This window comes from Nocardia sp. NPDC058499 (assembly GCF_042719915.1).
Classification (GTDB): domain Bacteria; phylum Actinomycetota; class Actinomycetes; order Mycobacteriales; family Mycobacteriaceae; genus Nocardia.
Genome location: NZ_JBHXMZ010000004.1, coordinates 270,538 through 287,386 on the forward strand (window position 1 = coordinate 270,538; position 16,849 = coordinate 287,386).

Below are 16,849 nucleotides of genomic sequence, written 5' to 3' on the forward strand. Positions count from 1 at the left end.
CTTCTCACCTCCTCTCTCTTTTCCTCCCCCCTCTTTTCCTCCGCCCCCCCCCCCCCCCCCGGGCCGAAACCTTTCAGGGCCTCGCTGAACTCGGCACCGCCGTTTCTCACGATTGGGTTCGGTGCGGTTCGAGTTCGGATGCTACGAGGGTTCGCGGGTCTGTTGGTGACCCGTTTGGGCGGGCACCACTACTTGTCGAGTTTGTCGCCGAGTTCGTCGACTACGAGCAGGTCGGCGCGGTAGCGCCCTTCCCGGTAGGAGGTGCGGCCGATGAGGTGGGCGATCACCGGGGCGGTGAGCAGGGTGAACAGGCCCACCAGGACCAGCATCCAGACGTTCGGGTCGTCGTAGACCCGCAGGCAGGTTCCGGCGAGTACCAGGTTGAGGCCGATCACCTGGGGTTTGGTGGCGGCGTGCATACGTAGCAGGGTGTCGGGGAAGCGGACGATCCCGATGGCCGCGGTGAGTGCCATCAGCGCGCCGATGATGATCAGGGTGCCCGACAGCCAGTTCAGTATCGTGCTCATCGGTCGTCCCGGACCCGGTAGCGGGTGACGGCCGCGGATCCCAGGAAACCGACCAGGGAGAGCGCGACGATGGCGGGTACCACGGACGTGTCGCGGCTGTAGGCGGCCCATACCGCCAGACCGCAGATCGCCATCGCGATGATCGAGTCGATGCCGACCACTCGGTCGAGGGTGCCGGGGCCGGCGAGGATCCGGTACCCGGTGATCAATGCGGCCGCCGAGAGCAGGATGCCGGCCACTACGGCTACGACGATCACGGCTTCACCTCCTGAGTGGGCAGCGGGGTTGCGCGGTTCTCGAGGCCCGCGATCAGCAGTGCTTCGATCTGCCGGATGGTGCGGTAGAAGCTGGTGACCGCCTTATCGCTGCTGACGTCGATGACGTGGACGTAGGCCACGCAGCGTTCCCGGTCGATCTCGAGCACCATGGTGCCGGGGATCAGGTTCAGCAGGTTGGTGCACAGCACCATCACGAAGTCCGAGCGGAACGCGAACTGGACTTCGAGCACACCCGATACGGGCGCCGGTCCGGGGCGTAGCGCGAACCAGGCGAGCTGGAGACTCGATTCGATCGCGGAGTAGACGCTCACGCCCAGCAGTTTCAGCAGCGGCCATATTCGCAGCCGGCCGCGTACCGGGATCCGGGGCAGCGGCAGCGCCACCATGATCACCGTGCCGACCGCCAGGCCCGCCAGCACGTTGGCCGGGCTGATCTGGCCCCACAGCGCGACCCACACGACCGTCAGCCAGGCCAGTACGCCGAGGCGATGGATGTTGTCGCGGCTGAGTGCCAGCCGCAGCCGGGTCATTTCGTACCCCCGTCGAGGACGGCGCCGATATAGATCCCGCGGTCCTGTAGTTCGGCGGCGGAGCGGTCGGCGATACCCAGTACCGGCCCGGCCCAGACCGTGAGCGCGACACCCACCGCGACCAGTGCGGCGGTCGGCAGCACCATCATGGCGGGCAATCGGCCGGGGTCGGTGCGTTCGTCGTAGAGCATGTCTGTGTTGTCCTCGACCAGCGAGGGCAGGGTCGCGGAGACCAGATGGCCGTCCGGTGCCTGTTCCCGCGGCCGCCAGAAGGCCTTGCTCCACACCCGGGCCATCACATACAGCGTGAGCAGGCTGGTCACGATCGATCCGGCGACGAGGATCCAGGCCAGCGCACTGCCGTCCTGGGCGCCCGCCTGCAGGAGCGCGACCTTCCCGATGAAACCGGAGAAGGGCGGTATTCCACCGAGGTTGAGTGCGGGGATCAGGAACAACGCGGCCAATATCGGGCTCGCCGCTGCCATTCCGCCCACCCGGCGTAGCGAGGTCGACCCGGCTTGTCGCTCGATCAGACCGGCGACCAGGAAGAGCGCGGTCTGCACAAGAATGTGGTGCGCGATGTAGTACACGGCGCCGGCCAGGCCGATCTTGCTCGCGATCCCCACACCGAACATCATGTAGCCGATATGGCTGACCAGCGTGAAGGAGAGCAGCCGGCGGATATCGTTCTGCGCGATGGCGCCGAATATGCCGATCAGCATCGTGAGCAGGCCGGCGATCAGCAGCAGATTGTCGAAGCCGCCGTCGGGGAACAGCAGGGTCTGGGTGCGCACGATGGCATAGACACCGACCTTCGTGAGTAGGCCGGCGAAGACCGCGGTGACCGGTGCGGGAGCGGTGGGGTAGGAGTCGGGTAGCCAGTTGGACAGCGGGAATACCGCTGCCTTGATGGCGAACGCGACGAGCAGGACGGCGTAGACCGCCTGGCGGATACCGTCGGGGACGGTATCCATCCGCATGGCCAGCTGCGCGAGATTCAGGGTGCCGGTGGCCCCGTAGACGACGGCGATACCGATCAGGAAGATCAGCGACGACACCATCGACACCATCACATAGGACACACCTGCCCGGATGCGTTCGGCGGTGGCGCCGAGGGTCAACAGGACGAACGAGGCCACCAGCAGGATTTCGAAGCCGACGAACAGGTTGAACAGGTCGCCGGCCAGGAAGGCCATCGAGACACCGCCGTTGAGCACCAGATAGGTGGGCCAGAAGATCGAGGTCGGCTGGCGCACCTTACTGTCGCCGATATTCTGCCCGGCGCCGTAGGCGGCGACGGCGAGCAGCACGATCTGCGAGACCAGCAGCATCGCCGCCGACAGCCGGTCCACCACGATGGTGATACCGATCGGGGTCTCCCAGCCGCCGACCTGAACCGCGACCGTACCGTCGCGGTCGGCCAGGTACAGCATGAAGGCGCACACCACGACGGCGGCGGTGAGCGCGACCATGACGACGGCTCGCTGGAAGCGGGGCCGGCGGCCGACGATGAGGGTCGCGGCGGCGGTGAGCAGCGGGATGAGCACCGGCAGCGGTGCCAGGACGGGAAGCAGGGTCTGCGGAAGGGTCATTCTTCGGGTTCCTCCGGCTCGCGCTCGGCGATCCCGACATCCTCCGGGTCGTTCTCGACCTTTTCGCTGGTGGTCAGGATGTAGGAGCGATACGCGAGGGCCAGGACGAACGCGGCGACCCCCATGGTGATGACGATGGCGGTGAGGATCAGAGCTTGGGCGAGCGGGTCGGCCATGGTGTCGCGCACGGTATCGGTCGCGCCTTGGATCGGCGGCGCACCGTCCGGGCCGCCCATGGTGAGGATGAGCAGGTTGACCGCATTGCCGACCAGCAGGATGCCGAGCAGCATCTTCGTGACCGTGCGTTCGAGCAGCAGGTAGACGCCGCAGGCCACCAGGACTCCGACGACGGTCAGCAGGGTGAGGTTCGCGCTCATGATTGCACCAGCTCGTCGTCGAGTCGCGCGCCGAGGCTGCGCAGTACGTCCAGGACCAGCCCGACCACGATCAGGTAGACACCGAGGTCGAAGAACAGCGAGGTCACCAGCTTGACGTGGCCGAGCACGGGCAGAGTGGCCTCCAGAATCACCGAGTGCAGCGGTGGCGCGCCGAACAGCAGCGGAACGGTGGCCGTTCCGGCGGCCAGGATCAGGCCGGCGCCCAGTAGATGACCGGCATCGACGGGTAGTGCCTCACCCAGTTCGTATTGTCCGCCGGCCAGATAGCGCAGGACCAGCGCGAGGCCGGCGATGAGCCCGCCGGCGAAACCGCCGCCGGGGGCGTTGTGGCCGGAGAAGAAGAAGTAGACCGACAGCACCATCATCGTCGGGAACACCAGGCGAGTGGTGATCTGCAGGACCATCGACCGGTCCCGGCGGTCCACCAGCCGGCCGGCAGGCAACCAGCCCACTTTCCCCGGGTTGTAGTTCGGTGCGTCGGCCGCCCGCGGCGGCAGGCCGAACCGGCGGCTGCGGAACACCAGCGAGGCCACGCCGGTGGCAGCCACCAGCAGGACCGATATCTCGCCGAGAGTGTCCCAGGCGCGCATATCGACCAGGAGTACGTTGACCGCGTTCTTACCGCCGCCGAATTCGTAGGCGGCCGCGGGGATCCGTTCCCAGATCGGCTCGGTACTGCGCGCGGCTGTGGCGAAGGCCGCCAGCACGGGCACCGTGATACCGGCGGCGAGGGCGATCGCGGCGCGGCCGATCTGGAAGCCGGCCTGCTGTTCCGGCCCGATTTCGGCCGGGAAAGCGCGCAGGACCAGGACGAAGGCGACCAGTGTCAGGGTTTCCACCAGGAACTGGGTCAGCGCCAGGTCGGGTGCGCCGTGCAGGGCGAAGATCACGCCGCAGCCGTAACCGGTGAGCCCGACCACCAGCACACTTGCCAGGCGGTTGCGCAGCACGGTGGCGCCCAGGGCCATGGCGATCATGATCGCGCCGATCACCAGTTGCAGCGGGCGGTCCCAGAGCCGCAGCTCGACTCCCGTGCGGGTGCCGAGGGCCAGCACCGTCGCCGGGAGAATCACCAGGGTGCCCAGGATGACGGCCTGGTTCAGGGGGAGGGAACCGCGCTGCACCGAACCGGTCATCCGCAGTGACGCCCGGTCCATGGCGCGCAGGGCGGCATCGTAACCGCGGTCGGCATTGCCGAGCAGGGTGGTCGACTCGCCGAACCGGTCGCGGAGGACGAAGAACACGGCACCGCAGCCCACGGCGACCACGGTGAGCAGCAGCGGCACTGTGAAGCCGTGCCACAGTTGCAGGTGGCCGGTCAGTGCGCCGGGCAGTGATTCGGCGTAGGGGGCCAGTAGTCCGTCGACCCAGGTTGCCGCCAGCCCGGTGCCCAGACCGGCCAGCGACAGCAGGGCCGGGGGCCCGATGAGCGAGATCTTGGGCGGATGCCAGTCCGGTATCTGGACGCCCGGTTTGTCGGCGAAGGCTCCCCAGAGGAAACGCGCGCTGTAGGCCGTGGTGAGCATCAGCCCCAGCACCAGCCCGGCACCGAGCAGCAGCCGGCCGGTGGTGCTGAATTGTTCCGCGTCCAGGACGGCGCCCAGCGCCGCCTCCTTACCCACGAACCCCAGCAGTGGCGGGATGCCCGCCATACTGGCCGCGGCCAGCACCGAGATGATCATCAGCGCGGGCGCGCGCCGGCCGAGGCCGGACAGTTCGCCGATGGTCCGAGTGCCCGCCCCGTGGTCGATTATGCCCACGACGAGGAACAAGCATCCTTTGAACAGGGCGTGCGCAACGACGAGGGCGATACCCGCGAGCGCCGCGGCGGGGGTACCGATACCGACCATCGTGACCAGGAAGCCCAGCTGGCTGACCGTACCGAAGGCCAGTACCAGTTTCAGGTCGGTGACCTGCATGGCGCGGAGTCCGCCCAGCAGCATCGAGGCCACTCCGAGGGTCAGTACCAGCGGCCGCCAGACCGGTTCCTCCGCGAAGGCGGGTGCGAGCCGGGCGATCAGGTAGACACCGGCTTTCACCATGGCGGCGGCGTGCAGATACGCGCTGACCGGGGTGGGCGCGGCCATTGCGCCGGGCAGCCAGAAATGCAGTGGTACCACGGCCGATTTGCTCAGCGCGCCGATGAGGACCAGCACCAGACCCACCTGGACGGCGATCCCGCCCGGCGCCTCGGCGGCGAGGATATCGGAGAGCAGATAGCTGCCGTAGGTCTGGCCGAGTACGACGATGCCGCCGAGCATGGCCAGCCCACCCGCGCCGGTGACCAGCAGCGCCTGGAGCGCTGCCCGGCGCCCGGCCGCGCTGTCGGAGTTGTGCCCGACCAGCAGGAAGGAGAGCACCGTGGTGATCTCCCAGAAGACGAACAGCAGCAGCATGTTGTCGCTGGTGACCAGTCCGAACATGGCTCCGGCGAAGGCGACCAGCCAGGCGGCGAAGGACCCCAGTTTCGGTTCGTCGTCGTCGAAGTAGCGGGCGCAGTAGGCGAGCACGAGTGCGCCGATACCGAGTACCAGCGCGCTCATGACGGTGGCGAGGGAGTCGAACCGCAACTGCAGCGAGAGGTTGATGGTGGGTGCCCAGGCGTAGCTGACCTGCTGGACGTCGTTCCATCCGGCGATCACCCACCCCAGGGAGACCAGCGGTACCAGTGCCAGCGGGTAGAACGCGTTACGCCCTACTACTCGCACGGCTGCGGGCGCGACAAGCGCGGCCAGGGCGTGTGCAAGCAGGATGGCGAGCAAGCGTTACCTCCGTCGGAATCAGGGGCGGCGGGGTATGCGCGCTCATCATATGCGAGCACGAACTGGCACAATCGTACACGTATGCGGACCTCGGTCCGTATTCGGCTACCGTCCGGCAACGATTTCTGCAGGTCAGACATAACGGACAGGGTGCTGCGGCGACCGGTATGCGGCCTCGACTCGGCCCGGCCTGCCCCCGGTGCGATCCGGCCGGTCCGAGGGCACTGCCCGGCCCGGTGTTGATGGTGAGGTCCGTCGGGGGCCGGATCGAAGGTGGGTGGCGCCGCCCTGTTCCATGTGCGTCCGTCGGGGCACGTAAAGGTCATGGACCGGAAGCGGCGATATCCGCTGCGCCGGAGCTGTCGTGAACCGCGAGCAGTATTTCACCGTTCGGAATAGCGGCGTAGCGCCTCGACCTGAGCCGGGTCGAGTGAAGGCCGGACGGCCTGACGTGCGGCGGCGATATCGTCGGCGGTGACATCGGCGGCCAGTACATCGCGGCGCATTGCGGCGAGCGCGGCTTCGCGGAGCAGTGCGGCGCAGTCGGCGGCGGAGAAACCGTCGAGGTCGGCGGCCAGCCGGGTCAGATCCACCGATTCGGTCAGCGGAACCGAGCGCCCCGCCGTCTGCAGAATCGCCTCTCTGGCCTGTGCGTCCGGCGGTGGAACGAACACCAGACGTTCGAGGCGACCCGGCCGCAGCAGTGCCGGGTCGATGAGTTCCGGACGGTTCGTGGCGCCCAGCACCACCACGTCACGGAGCGGTTCCACCCCGTCCAGTTCGGTCAGCAGGGCCGCGACCACCCGATCGCCGACCCCGGAATCGGAACTCTGCCCCCGGCGCGGCGCCAGCGCGTCCACTTCGTCCAGGAAGATCAGCGACGGCGCCGAATCGCGGGCGCGCTGGAACAGCTCGCGCACCGCCCGCTCCGACGAGCCGACCCATTTGTCCATCAACTCCGCGCCCTTGACCGTGTGCACACTCAGCTGCCCACTGCCGGCCAGCGCGCGGACCAGGAAAGTTTTCCCGCATCCCGGCGGGCCGTACAGCAACACTCCGCGCGGCGGTTCGATACCCAGCCGGGCGAACGAATCGGGGTGCCGCAGCGGCCACAGCACCGCCTCGGTGAGCGCCTGTTTGGTCTCGGCCATATCGCCGACATCGTCGAGGCCGAGACTGCCGATCGCCAGTTCCTCGGTCCCCGACCGGGACAGCGGCCGGATCACCTCCAATGCCCCCAGCAGATCCTCGTGCTCCAGCCGGGGTTCGGTGCTGTCATCCCGGCAGGCCCGGGCCGCCGCCCGCAACGCCGCCTCCCGGCACAGTGCCGCGAGATCGGCGACCACGAAACCGGGCGAGGACGCGGCGATCTTCTCGAGCCGGAGTTCACCGGTGGGCACCTTCGCCAGCAACTGCTCGAGCAGGGCCTTACGAATGGCTGCCGTGGGCAGGGTCAGCGCGAGTTCGCGATCACACAGGTCCGGCGCGCGCAGCCGGGAATCGACCGCCGCGGGATGCGCGGTGGTCGCCAGCAATGCCACACACGGTTCGGCCACCGCCGCGCGCAGCTGATCCAGGATGAGAGTGGCCACCGGTTCGGCCGGTTCCGGGAGCAGGGCATCGATATCGGTGATGAGCAGTATGCCGCCCTTACCCGAGGTTGCGGCCACAGCGGCTGCCACCTCGCGTAACCGGGCTCCGCTCTCGGCGGCGCCGACCGAGGGGCCGTCCAACTCCACCACCCGGCGCGGTGCGGCCACCGCCCGCGCCAGCGTGGCCTTGCCGACCCCGGCCGGTCCGGTGATGAGAACGCCCAGGTGGGGCGCGGCGCCCAGCGCTTTCAGCAACTCGGGTTCGTCGAGCGCGAGGCTCAGCCATTCCTCGAGTTTGGCGGCCTGCTGGCGCGCACCGGCCAGTTCTTCCACGCGGACTCCGGTGGCGGGTGTGCTGGTCACCGGTACGGCTCCCGGCAGGTCGGTTTCGCAGACGGTGTCGAGATGGCTCGGTACCAGCGGTTGGTCCGGCCCGGCTTGCCCGTTGACCCGCACCACCGCCGGCTGACTCCCGGCGACCGCGCCCGCAGTCCATTCGACCGCCGAATTCGGCTGCACACTCACCGGGCCGGGCGGCTCGGTGGCAACCACCGTGAGCAGTTCGGAGGTCCAGGCGATGCCGAACGCCCGGGACAAGGCCTGGCTGGCCGCCGACGACGGAATATCCGGGCCGAGATCGCGGGGCAGCAGTGAGACTGTATCGCCGACGGTTACGACCTTGCCGAGCAGCGCCTGCCGCAGGGTGGCGGCCGGTATCGACTGTGTGGCGTGCCGGGACCCGCTCACCGAAATATGCCGGGCGCCGTGCACCGCCGCGGGCGAGACCACCACGGTGGCGTTCTCCCGCAACCCCGCGTTGGACAGGGTCACATCGTCGAGCAGGGCGGTGCCGGCCGGCGTATCGGCCGGGGCGCGACCGGCGACGGCAGCTGTCCGGCGGGCGCCGACCAGCGTGATCCCATCCCATTCGCGTAGCCCCAGCGCGGTCAGCACTTCCGGGTGCAGGCGGATCACCCCCCGCCGGGCATCCGCGGCGGACGAATTCAGTCGGACGGTCAAAGCCAGTTCAGCCACAGTGTCTATTCTGCGCGCGGAGAAAGGAGCCTCACCCGTTGACGACGATCCCGGAGACCACGGCGACCTTCTGATCGGCGAGTTTGCTGGAATTGCAGACCAGTTTCGCGGTACCGAGGGCGGCATTCGGGTTGCCGACGAAGGTGGAATCGGGGTTCTCGGCGAGAATCGTCTGCACCAATTGCTGCTGCTCCGGTTCGTCGAGCTGGGCGAACTGGGCGCATGTGGTGTCGGACGCTCGTTCGGAGGCGGGGGCTTCCTCTTCGGCGGCGGAGGTCTGCGCGGGCGACTCGGAGGCTTCGGGGCTTTCGTCCGGTGCAGGGGTTTCGTTCGTGGCGCCGGTCTCGGACTCGGTCTGCGGCGATGTCTGCCCGGTAGCGGTGTTCTTGCGGAGCCCGGACGCTTCGGCGGGTTCTTCCGACGAGCAACCGGTCAGCATCAGCGCCGCGGTGGCGGTAGCGGCCAGGACAACAGTTGAAATTCGCTTCATAACGCATTCCCCGAGATCAGCCACGCCGGAGCCTCCGGCGCGACCAGCAGCGTACTGTAATTTTGGCGCCGCCTCCGGCGGCGCGGGGTTCGGGGCCCTAGGGGTCTCGTTCTTCACTCCTCCGCTCCTCCGCTTCGCTCCCCCGCTCCGTCGCTCCAGAACGAGACGGGCCCCGAACCATGGAGGTGATCAGAATCGAAGCGGCTGGATTCGTGGTGGCAGCGCAGCGTTGCTCGGGTGCAGTCGCCGCAGGTTCGAGACGGGCATCCAACCATCGAGGTGAACCGTCGTGGGAGGTTGGTTCTGTGTCTATGGCGCTGCCTGCGTAACGCCGGGTTTGCGGGGGCATTTTGTGCCGCACCATCAGGGGCCGGCCGGATCAGACCCGGTGTCTGCGCACCATATCGAGTTCGGTGGGGGTGAGCAGACGTTCCAGCCGTTCGTCGACGCGGTCGTCGCCGACGGCGTCCTCCGGTTCGAGCGCGGGCAACTTGGGTAGCCCCTCAGAGTTCTGGCGGCGTAATAGCGAGCGAAGGTTCACGGCCCATCACCTTACCGTAGCTGAGTGTTTGCTGGCGTCGTGTCGTCCTTGCGTTGGCGTTAACTGAACCGGCGGGTCTTACACCTCGATTCTGCTTCCGGATCCACGCTATCGATATGCCGGCCGGGAAAACGTGACCGAGACGAAGCCGATCGCTACTCTTTCTGATACTTGGAGTGTCAGCTATCTGGAGGCAGTGGTGCCGAAGAACTTGGAAGCCAGTATCGATATCGCCGCGGCGCCGGACCGGGTCTGGACGGTGCTCGCCGACCCGCGCCGGATGCCGGAGTTCAGCCCGCAATGCGTGCGCATGATCCCGATCGGCAAGCCGAAGGCGGGTGTGATCACCGTCAACCTCAACCGCGACGGCTGGAAGTTCTGGCCGACCACATCCCGCATCCTGCGCTACGAAAAGAACAGCGCATTGGCGTTCCGGGTCAGCCAGAACCGCACGGTCTGGACCTACACGCTCGAGCCGACCGCGGAGGGCACCCGGCTCATCGAACGCCGCGACGTTCCCAACGGCACCACCTGGGTCTCGAGCACCCTGGTGAACGCGATGCTCGGTGGCGAGGAGGCCTTCGAGGAGAGCCTGGTCCGCGGGATGAACGAATCGCTGGCGCAGATCAAGAAAGCGGTCGAGGCGAGCTGAACTCCGGCAGCTTCACGACCTGCGCCGCGTAGGAGAGTCCGGCGCCGAAGGCGATCAGCAGCGCGGTATCGCCCGGTTTCGACTCGCCGGTCCGCAACAGGGTCTCCATGGCCAGTGGAATCGAGGCTGCCGAAGTGTTGCCTGCCTCCTCGATATCGTTGGCCAGCGCGCAGTTCTCCGGAAGTTTCAGCACCCGCGCCATGATCTCGATGATCCGGCCGTTGGCCTGGTGCGGGATCATGGCGTCCAGGTCGTCCATGGCCAGCCCGGCCCGGTCGACCGCGTCGCGGCATACCTTCTCCAGCGAATGCGCCGCCCACCGGAACACCGCAGTGCCCTCCATCGCGAGGTAGGGCCGCACGGCGTCGAGGCCCTTCTCCTCGATCTCGGTGAAGAACTCGATCCAATCCTTGTCCTGCCGGATCGCCTGGTGCTGGGTGCCGTCGGACCCCCATACGGTCGGGCCGATACCCGGTTCGTCGGCCGGGCCGACCACGACCGCACCCGCGCCGTCGGCGAACAGGAATGCGGTGCTGCGATCGGCCGGGTTGATCGTGTCGGTCAGTTTCTCCACGCCGATGACCAGCACCCGCGACGACGTACCGGCGCGGACGAGATCCGAGGCCATGGCCAGGCCGTGGCAGAAACCGGCGCAGCCGGCGGAGATATCGAAGGCCGCGGCGCCGCCCGCGCCCAGTTCGGTGGCGATGCGGGGCGCGGCGGCCGGAGTGAGCAACAGGTGGGTCGAGGTCGCGACTATCACACAGTCGACCTGGTCGGCCGCGATCTTGGCGGATTCGAGGGCGCCCCGCGCGGCCGCGACGCTCATCGAGTGGATGGTTTCGGAATCGTCGGCGAATCGTCGGGTGCGGATACCCGAGCGGGTACGGATCCACTCATCGCTGGAATCGATCGGCCCGGCCACTTCGTCGTTGGTGACGACGCGGGCCGGGCGATAGACGCCCAGTCCCAGGATCGCGGTGAACTGCGCCCCGGTCGTCTGGGCGATCTGAGTAGCCATGGTGCTTCTCCTATGTACCTGCGGCGGCATCGCCGCGAGGGTTGACCCGATTCGATGTGGATTCCTCGCCCGGCGTCGGCTGACGTCTGCCGGGCAATCCGAAGACATGAGGCACCCTCATATTAGCTCGGTGTTCGCGCGATGGCAGCTCATATCCGATTTTCATCCAGGGGTTATCCGGACTGTGCCCGGGTATCGCCCGGATAGGCGTTCGCCACCGCGAGCGCGCAACCGAACAGATAGCGAGGGACACTCATGCTCGGTCTCGGCATCATCGGCTGGATCATCATCGGCGGGATCGCCGGCTGGATAGCCAGTAAGATCATGAAAACCGATGCACAACAGGGGATCCTGCTCAATATCGTGGTCGGTGTCGTCGGTGGTCTGCTCGGCGGCTTCCTGCTCGCGGCCTTCGGGGTCGACGTCGCGGGAGGTGGCTGGTGGTTCAGCTTCTTCACCTGCCTGGCCGGCGCGGTCATCCTGTTGTTCCTGGTGAAGTTGGTCGTCAGGAGGTAAGCCTGCGGCGACACCCGGCACGAATACCCCTGCTCGGCGTAAGGTGTGAACGCTTGCGCCGACAGGATCGGCCGGGACGCCACGGGTGTCCGACCGTACCGTCGGTCCGAGTGGATCGAATCGAGTATGAAAGAGGAATCTGTGGCACGCCGTCCCACTCCGCCCGGTACCCCGGAACGTACCGGGCCGGGCCATCTGGCCGATCTGGTGCGCAAAGCGGTCCCGCCGATGCATCCGGCCGGATTGCCGTTCGTAGCCGCGCCACTGGCCGTGGCGCTGGCAGGACGGCGTCGCCCCTGGCTACGGCGGGCCGGACTGGCCGCCGCCGCGGCGAGCGCCACATTCTTCCGGCACCCGCACCGGGTGCCGCCGAACCGGCCGGGCGTCGTGGTGGCGCCTGCCGACGGTGAGGTGGCGCTCGTCGATACCGCCGCCCCGCCCGCCGAGCTCGGTCTCGGGGATCGGCCGCTGCCGCGGGTGAGTATCTTCCTGTCCGTTCTGGACGTGCACGTGCAGCGGACACCGGTCTCCGGTGTGGTCCGCGAGGTGCAATACCAGCGCGGCAGCTTCAAATCCGCCGACCTCCCCGAGGCCAGCGCGGTCAACGAGCGCAACAGCATGCTGATCGACACCGAATCCGGGGAACAGGTGGTGGTGGTCCAGATCGCCGGACTGCTGGCGCGGCGGATCGTCTGCGATGCGGCCCCCGGTGACCGGATCACCATCGGCGACACCTACGGCCTGATCCGTTTCGGTTCCCGGGTTGATACGTATTTCCCGGCCGGTACCGAACTGCTCGTGAACACCGGGCAGCGGACGATCGGAGGGGAGACGGTGCTGGCGGTTCTGCCGTCGGCGGGTTCGTGATGGAGCAGGTCATCGAAGGCAGGCGGCGCCGGTCCATCAGGTTGCTGCCCAGTATCGTCACGATCCTGGCGCTGTGCTCGGGGCTCTCCGCGGTGAAGTTCGGTCTCGAAGGCGAACTGAAGATCGCGCTGGCCATGATCGGCGCCGCCGCGGTGCTCGACACCCTGGACGGCAGGCTGGCCCGGTTGCTGTCGGCCACCACCAAGATCGGTGCGGAGCTGGATTCACTATCCGACGCCATCTCGTTCGGGGTGGCGCCGGCGCTGGTGATCTATGTCGTGCTGTTCGACGGTGAGAGCAGTAGCGCGGGCTGGATCATCGCCCTGCTGTACGCGGTGAGCATCGTGCTGCGGCTGGCACGGTTCAACACGCTGATGGACGACGACACTCGGCCCGACTGGGCGCGGGAGTACTTCGTCGGCGTCCCCGCGCCCGCGGGTGCGCTGATTGCCATGGCGCCGATCGCGTTGTTCGTCCAGTTCGGTGACGGCTGGTGGACCAGTTTTCCGATCGTGGCGGCCTGGACGGTGTTCACCGCGGCGTTGTGTGTGAGCACGATTCCGACGCTCGCCATGAAATCGGTTTCGGTGGCCCCGCAGGCTGCTGCGGGGCTGCTGGTGCTGGTCGCGCTGGCCGGTGCCGCGCTGATCACCTACCCGATCGTGCTGCTGCTGGTGCTGATCGTGCTGTATATCGGGCATATCCCGTTCGCCTGGTATTCGCAGCGCTGGGTGGCCGCCCGGCCCGAGACCTGGCAGTACAAACCGGCCGAACGGCGGGCTCAACGGCGGGCCGGCCGCCGGATGCCGGTGCTGCGCCGGCCGGAGATCCGGCGGCCGGTGCTGCGTGGGGATTCCCGCCTGCGGTTGCGGCGGCCGAGCGGCCGGAACTGAGATCGTCAACCCTTGGTTGACGATGATAGGGCGTCAACCTATAGTTGACGCATGAACTCACCAGTGCGATTGGACGACCTCATCGAGGTCATCAAAAAAGCCCGTCCCGACAACGCCCTGGAACAGCTGTCCGACGCGGTGGTCGCCGCGGGACACCTCGGCGATGTGGCCGACCACCTGATCGGCCATTTCGTCGATCAGGCCCGCCGCTCCGGCGCCTCGTGGACCGATATCGGGGCGAGTATGGGTGTCAGCAAACAGGCCGCGCAGAAACGTTTCGTTCCCAAGCCGCCCGGGGATCCGTCGGCCGAAATGGACCCCAACGCGGGCTTCGCCAAATTCACCGAACGGGCTCGGACCATGGTTGTCGCCGCTCAGGAAGCAGCCGGCGGTGCCGAAAGTGCCGAAATCCACCTTCCCCATCTCATCCTCGGCCTGCTCAGCGAGTCCAACAGCCTGGCGGTCCGGCTCATCGCCGACCGGGGGGTCTCGCCGGCCGATCTCGCGGCCGCCGCCATCGCGGCATCTGGTGCGGAACCGGGCGCGCCGATCTCGCCCGAAGAATTGAAGGCCGCCACCTCCAGCGGCAAGATGGGCGCACTCGTGCCCTTCGACGCCGAAACCAAGAAGGCGCTGGAACTGACGTTCCGGGAAGCGCTGCGACTCGGACACAACTACATCGGCACCGAACATGTCCTGCTGGCGATCCTGGAGCAGGAGAACGGGACGGGCATCCTGTCCGGTGCGGGCCTTCGTAAGGATGCGCTCGAAGCGCGGTTGATCGAGATCCTTCAGCAGATCGTCGCCGGTAAGCAGTAGTCCGCGAGCGGCGACGTGCCCGATAAATGGCTTGACCAGCAGAAATCGGTCACGGGTAGGCGTCGCAGTCGCGGTCGGTGAAACTGTGGCGCGTCGTCTGCGTTCGCGTCGGCGCTCCCGGTGCGGGTGGTAGTCCCGGTAACCTATAGCAATGGCGGATGAAACGGACCCCGATCTGGTCGCCGGGGAACACCGGGACGATCTGCTGCGCGCGCTCACCTACGTCTCCACCGAATCTCTGTCCGATGGCAGTTACGTGGTCAACGGTGATCTGCCGCCCGAGGTCGCGCCGCCGTTCATCCGCGCGATCATGCGGGTCGAAGCGGAGCTGCTCCTGCACGATGCCGAATTCGTCACCATCGACGAGGGGGAGCCCCGGAGCCCGGAAGAGCGGCGCGCGGACGCTTTCCTGGCGCTCGCGCTTCGTGTCACCGACAGCCTCTGAGGTATTTCCGACGGGTGGAGCGGTTGGGTTCTCGCGGTCTCCGTACTCATCGACCTTGCACTCGCTATCGGCGAGTGCTAAAAATGGCTTTGGCACTCTCGAACCGAGAGTGCTAGGTCGGGACGGTGAGATCGGGTACACGACACCCCTGGTCGTCCGTCGCGGGCACCGAGCCTGGCCACAGCGTAGCTAAGGGTGACCCGACAAGGCGGTCATCCTGTGTGTCAGCCTCATCATTTGGAGGATCTCACCGCAATGGCCAAGACAATTGCGTACGACGAAGAGGCCCGTCGCGGCCTCGAGCGGGGCCTTAACAGCCTCGCCGACGCGGTCAAGGTGACGCTGGGGCCGAAGGGCCGCAACGTCGTGCTCGAGAAGAAGTGGGGCGCCCCCACGATCACCAACGATGGTGTGTCCATCGCCAAGGAGATCGAGCTCGAGGACCCGTACGAGAAGATCGGCGCCGAGCTGGTCAAGGAAGTCGCCAAGAAGACCGACGATGTCGCGGGCGACGGCACCACCACCGCCACCGTGCTCGCCCAGGCGCTGGTGCGCGAAGGTCTGCGCAACGTCGCGGCCGGCGCGAACCCGCTGGGCCTGAAGCGCGGTATCGAGAAGGCCGTCGAGGCCGTCACCGCCAAGCTGCTCGACTCCGCCAAGGAGGTCGAGACCAAGGAGCAGATCGCCGCTACCGCCGGTATCTCCGCGGGCGACCCGTCCATCGGTGAACTGATCGCCGAGGCCATGGACAAGGTCGGCAAAGAAGGCGTCATCACCGTCGAAGAGGCGCAGACCTTCGGTCTGTCGCTGGAACTCACCGAGGGGATGCGCTTCGACAAGGGCTACATCTCGGGCTACTTCGTCACCGACCCCGAGCGTCAGGAAGCGGTCCTCGAGGATCCGTACATCCTGCTGGTCGGCTCGAAGGTCTCCACCGTCAAGGACCTGCTGCCGCTGCTGGAGAAGGTCATCCAGGCCGGTAAGCCGCTGCTGATCATCGCCGAGGACGTCGAGGGCGAAGCCCTGTCGACCCTGGTCGTGAACAAGATCCGTGGCACCTTCAAGTCCGTTGCCGTCAAGGCCCCGGGCTTCGGTGATCGCCGCAAGGCCCAGCTCGCCGATATCGCCATCCTCACCGGTGGCGAGGTCATCAGCGAAGAGGTCGGCCTCAACCTGGAGACCGCCGGCATCGAGCTGCTCGGCCAGGCCCGCAAGGTCGTCGTCACCAAGGACGAGACCACCATCGTGGAGGGCTCCGGCGATGCCGAGGCCATCCAGGGCCGCGTCGCGCAGATCCGCACCGAGATCGAGAACTCGGATTCGGACTACGACCGCGAGAAGCTGCAGGAGCGCCTGGCCAAGCTGGCCGGCGGTGTTGCGGTCATCAAGGCCGGTGCCGCGACCGAGGTCGAGCTCAAGGAGCGCAAGCACCGCATCGAAGATGCCGTGCGCAACGCCAAGGCCGCCGTCGAAGAGGGCATCGTCGCCGGTGGTGGCGTGGCCCTGCTGCAGTCGGCTCCGGCTCTGGAGGACCTGAAGCTCGAGGGTGACGAGGCGACCGGCGCCAGCATCGTGAAGGTGGCGCTGTCGGCTCCGCTGAAGCAGATCGCCTTCAACGCCGGCCTCGAGCCCGGCGTGGTCGCGGAGAAGGTTTCCAACCTTCCGGCCGGCCAGGGCCTCAACGCCCAGACCGGTGACTACGAAGACCTGCTCGGCGCCGGTGTCGCCGACCCGGTCAAGGTCACCCGCTCGGCCCTGCAGAACGCGGCCTCCATCGCGGCCCTGTTCCTGACCACCGAGGCCGTTGTCGCCGACAAGCCGGAGAAGGCGGCCGCCGCGCCGGCCGACCCGACCGGCGGCATGGGCGGCATGGACTTCTGAGTCCAGCCTC

General features: G+C 67.4%; 17 protein-coding genes. 7 read left to right on the top strand and 10 right to left on the bottom strand.

Going from position 1 to position 16,849, the window contains the following annotated elements:
• Positions 1 to 188: 188 nt before the first annotated feature.
• The 9 genes from mnhG to ACFWPH_RS14945 all read right to left on the bottom strand — a co-directional run bounded on the left by mnhG (position 189) and on the right by ACFWPH_RS14945 (position 9,745).
• Positions 189 to 527, bottom strand: a complete 339-nt coding sequence (mnhG, locus tag ACFWPH_RS14905) for a monovalent cation/H(+) antiporter subunit G (protein WP_378751215.1) — start codon at positions 525 to 527, stop codon at positions 189 to 191.
• A complete protein-coding gene (locus ACFWPH_RS14910) occupies positions 524 to 784 on the bottom strand; it encodes a monovalent cation/H+ antiporter complex subunit F (protein ID WP_062977854.1) in 261 nt (86 codons plus the stop codon). The genes mnhG and ACFWPH_RS14910 overlap by 4 nt, the downstream gene beginning before the upstream one ends.
• On the bottom strand, positions 781 to 1,335 hold the full coding sequence (locus ACFWPH_RS14915; protein ID WP_378751218.1) for a Na+/H+ antiporter subunit E: 555 nt from the start codon (positions 1,333 to 1,335) through the stop codon (positions 781 to 783). Before ACFWPH_RS14915 ends, ACFWPH_RS14910 begins: the two co-directional genes overlap by 4 nt.
• Positions 1,332 to 2,927 carry a Na+/H+ antiporter subunit D gene (locus tag ACFWPH_RS14920; RefSeq protein ID WP_378751220.1) on the bottom strand — a complete coding sequence of 532 codons (1,596 nt, stop codon included), beginning with the start codon at positions 2,925 to 2,927 and terminating at the stop codon, positions 1,332 to 1,334. The genes ACFWPH_RS14915 and ACFWPH_RS14920 overlap by 4 nt, the downstream gene beginning before the upstream one ends.
• Positions 2,924 to 3,304, bottom strand: coding sequence for a Na(+)/H(+) antiporter subunit C (locus tag ACFWPH_RS14925; RefSeq protein WP_378751222.1), 381 nt, complete (start codon positions 3,302 to 3,304; stop codon positions 2,924 to 2,926). Before ACFWPH_RS14925 ends, ACFWPH_RS14920 begins: the two co-directional genes overlap by 4 nt.
• Positions 3,301 to 6,087 (bottom strand): Na+/H+ antiporter subunit A, encoded by a 2,787-nt coding sequence (locus ACFWPH_RS14930; RefSeq protein ID WP_378751224.1) that lies wholly within the window; start codon positions 6,085 to 6,087, stop codon positions 3,301 to 3,303. Before ACFWPH_RS14930 ends, ACFWPH_RS14925 begins: the two co-directional genes overlap by 4 nt.
• A 383-nt stretch (positions 6,088 to 6,470) precedes the next feature.
• On the bottom strand, positions 6,471 to 8,714 hold the full coding sequence (locus tag ACFWPH_RS14935) for an AAA family ATPase (RefSeq protein ID WP_378751226.1): 2,244 nt from the start codon (positions 8,712 to 8,714) through the stop codon (positions 6,471 to 6,473).
• A gap of 31 nt (positions 8,715 to 8,745) precedes the next feature.
• Positions 8,746 to 9,204, bottom strand: a complete 459-nt coding sequence (locus tag ACFWPH_RS14940; RefSeq protein ID WP_378751228.1) for a hypothetical protein — start codon at positions 9,202 to 9,204, stop codon at positions 8,746 to 8,748.
• A gap of 379 nt (positions 9,205 to 9,583) precedes the next feature.
• Positions 9,584 to 9,745, bottom strand: a complete 162-nt coding sequence (locus ACFWPH_RS14945) for a hypothetical protein (RefSeq protein ID WP_378751230.1) — start codon at positions 9,743 to 9,745, stop codon at positions 9,584 to 9,586.
• 199 nt (positions 9,746 to 9,944) lie between these two features.
• Between ACFWPH_RS14945 and ACFWPH_RS14950 the strand changes: the two genes are divergently transcribed.
• Positions 9,945 to 10,397: an SRPBCC family protein gene (locus tag ACFWPH_RS14950; RefSeq protein ID WP_378751232.1), complete on the top strand. Its 453-nt coding sequence runs from the start codon at positions 9,945 to 9,947 to the stop codon at positions 10,395 to 10,397.
• Here ACFWPH_RS14950 and ACFWPH_RS14955 read toward each other — a convergent pair.
• Positions 10,372 to 11,418 (bottom strand): beta-ketoacyl-ACP synthase III, encoded by a 1,047-nt coding sequence (locus ACFWPH_RS14955; protein WP_378751234.1) that lies wholly within the window; start codon positions 11,416 to 11,418, stop codon positions 10,372 to 10,374. The genes ACFWPH_RS14950 and ACFWPH_RS14955 overlap by 26 nt on opposite strands.
• A 255-nt stretch (positions 11,419 to 11,673) precedes the next feature.
• On the opposite strand from ACFWPH_RS14955, the gene ACFWPH_RS14960 reads away from it, so the two are divergent.
• From ACFWPH_RS14960 to groL, 6 genes are all read left to right on the top strand, one after another.
• The gene (locus ACFWPH_RS14960; RefSeq protein WP_062977869.1) at positions 11,674 to 11,934 is read left to right on the top strand and encodes a GlsB/YeaQ/YmgE family stress response membrane protein; all 261 of its coding nucleotides are present in this window, start codon (positions 11,674 to 11,676) and stop codon (positions 11,932 to 11,934) included.
• Positions 11,935 to 12,075: 141 nt separating this feature from the next.
• Positions 12,076 to 12,801, top strand: coding sequence for a phosphatidylserine decarboxylase (locus ACFWPH_RS14965; protein ID WP_378751758.1), 726 nt, complete (start codon positions 12,076 to 12,078; stop codon positions 12,799 to 12,801).
• A complete protein-coding gene (locus tag ACFWPH_RS14970; RefSeq protein ID WP_378751237.1) occupies positions 12,801 to 13,694 on the top strand; it encodes a CDP-alcohol phosphatidyltransferase family protein in 894 nt (297 codons plus the stop codon). The genes ACFWPH_RS14965 and ACFWPH_RS14970 overlap by 1 nt, the downstream gene beginning before the upstream one ends.
• A gap of 51 nt (positions 13,695 to 13,745) precedes the next feature.
• Positions 13,746 to 14,513 (top strand): Clp protease N-terminal domain-containing protein, encoded by a 768-nt coding sequence (locus ACFWPH_RS14975; protein WP_378751239.1) that lies wholly within the window; start codon positions 13,746 to 13,748, stop codon positions 14,511 to 14,513.
• Between the two features lie 151 nt (positions 14,514 to 14,664).
• Positions 14,665 to 14,958 carry a DUF222 domain-containing protein gene (locus ACFWPH_RS14980; RefSeq protein WP_033246356.1) on the top strand — a complete coding sequence of 98 codons (294 nt, stop codon included), beginning with the start codon at positions 14,665 to 14,667 and terminating at the stop codon, positions 14,956 to 14,958.
• Between the two features lie 255 nt (positions 14,959 to 15,213).
• Entirely contained in the window at positions 15,214 to 16,839 is a 1,626-nt protein-coding gene (groL, locus tag ACFWPH_RS14985) for a chaperonin GroEL (protein WP_378751241.1), read from the top strand.
• The last annotated feature ends 10 nt before the right edge of the window (positions 16,840 to 16,849 follow it).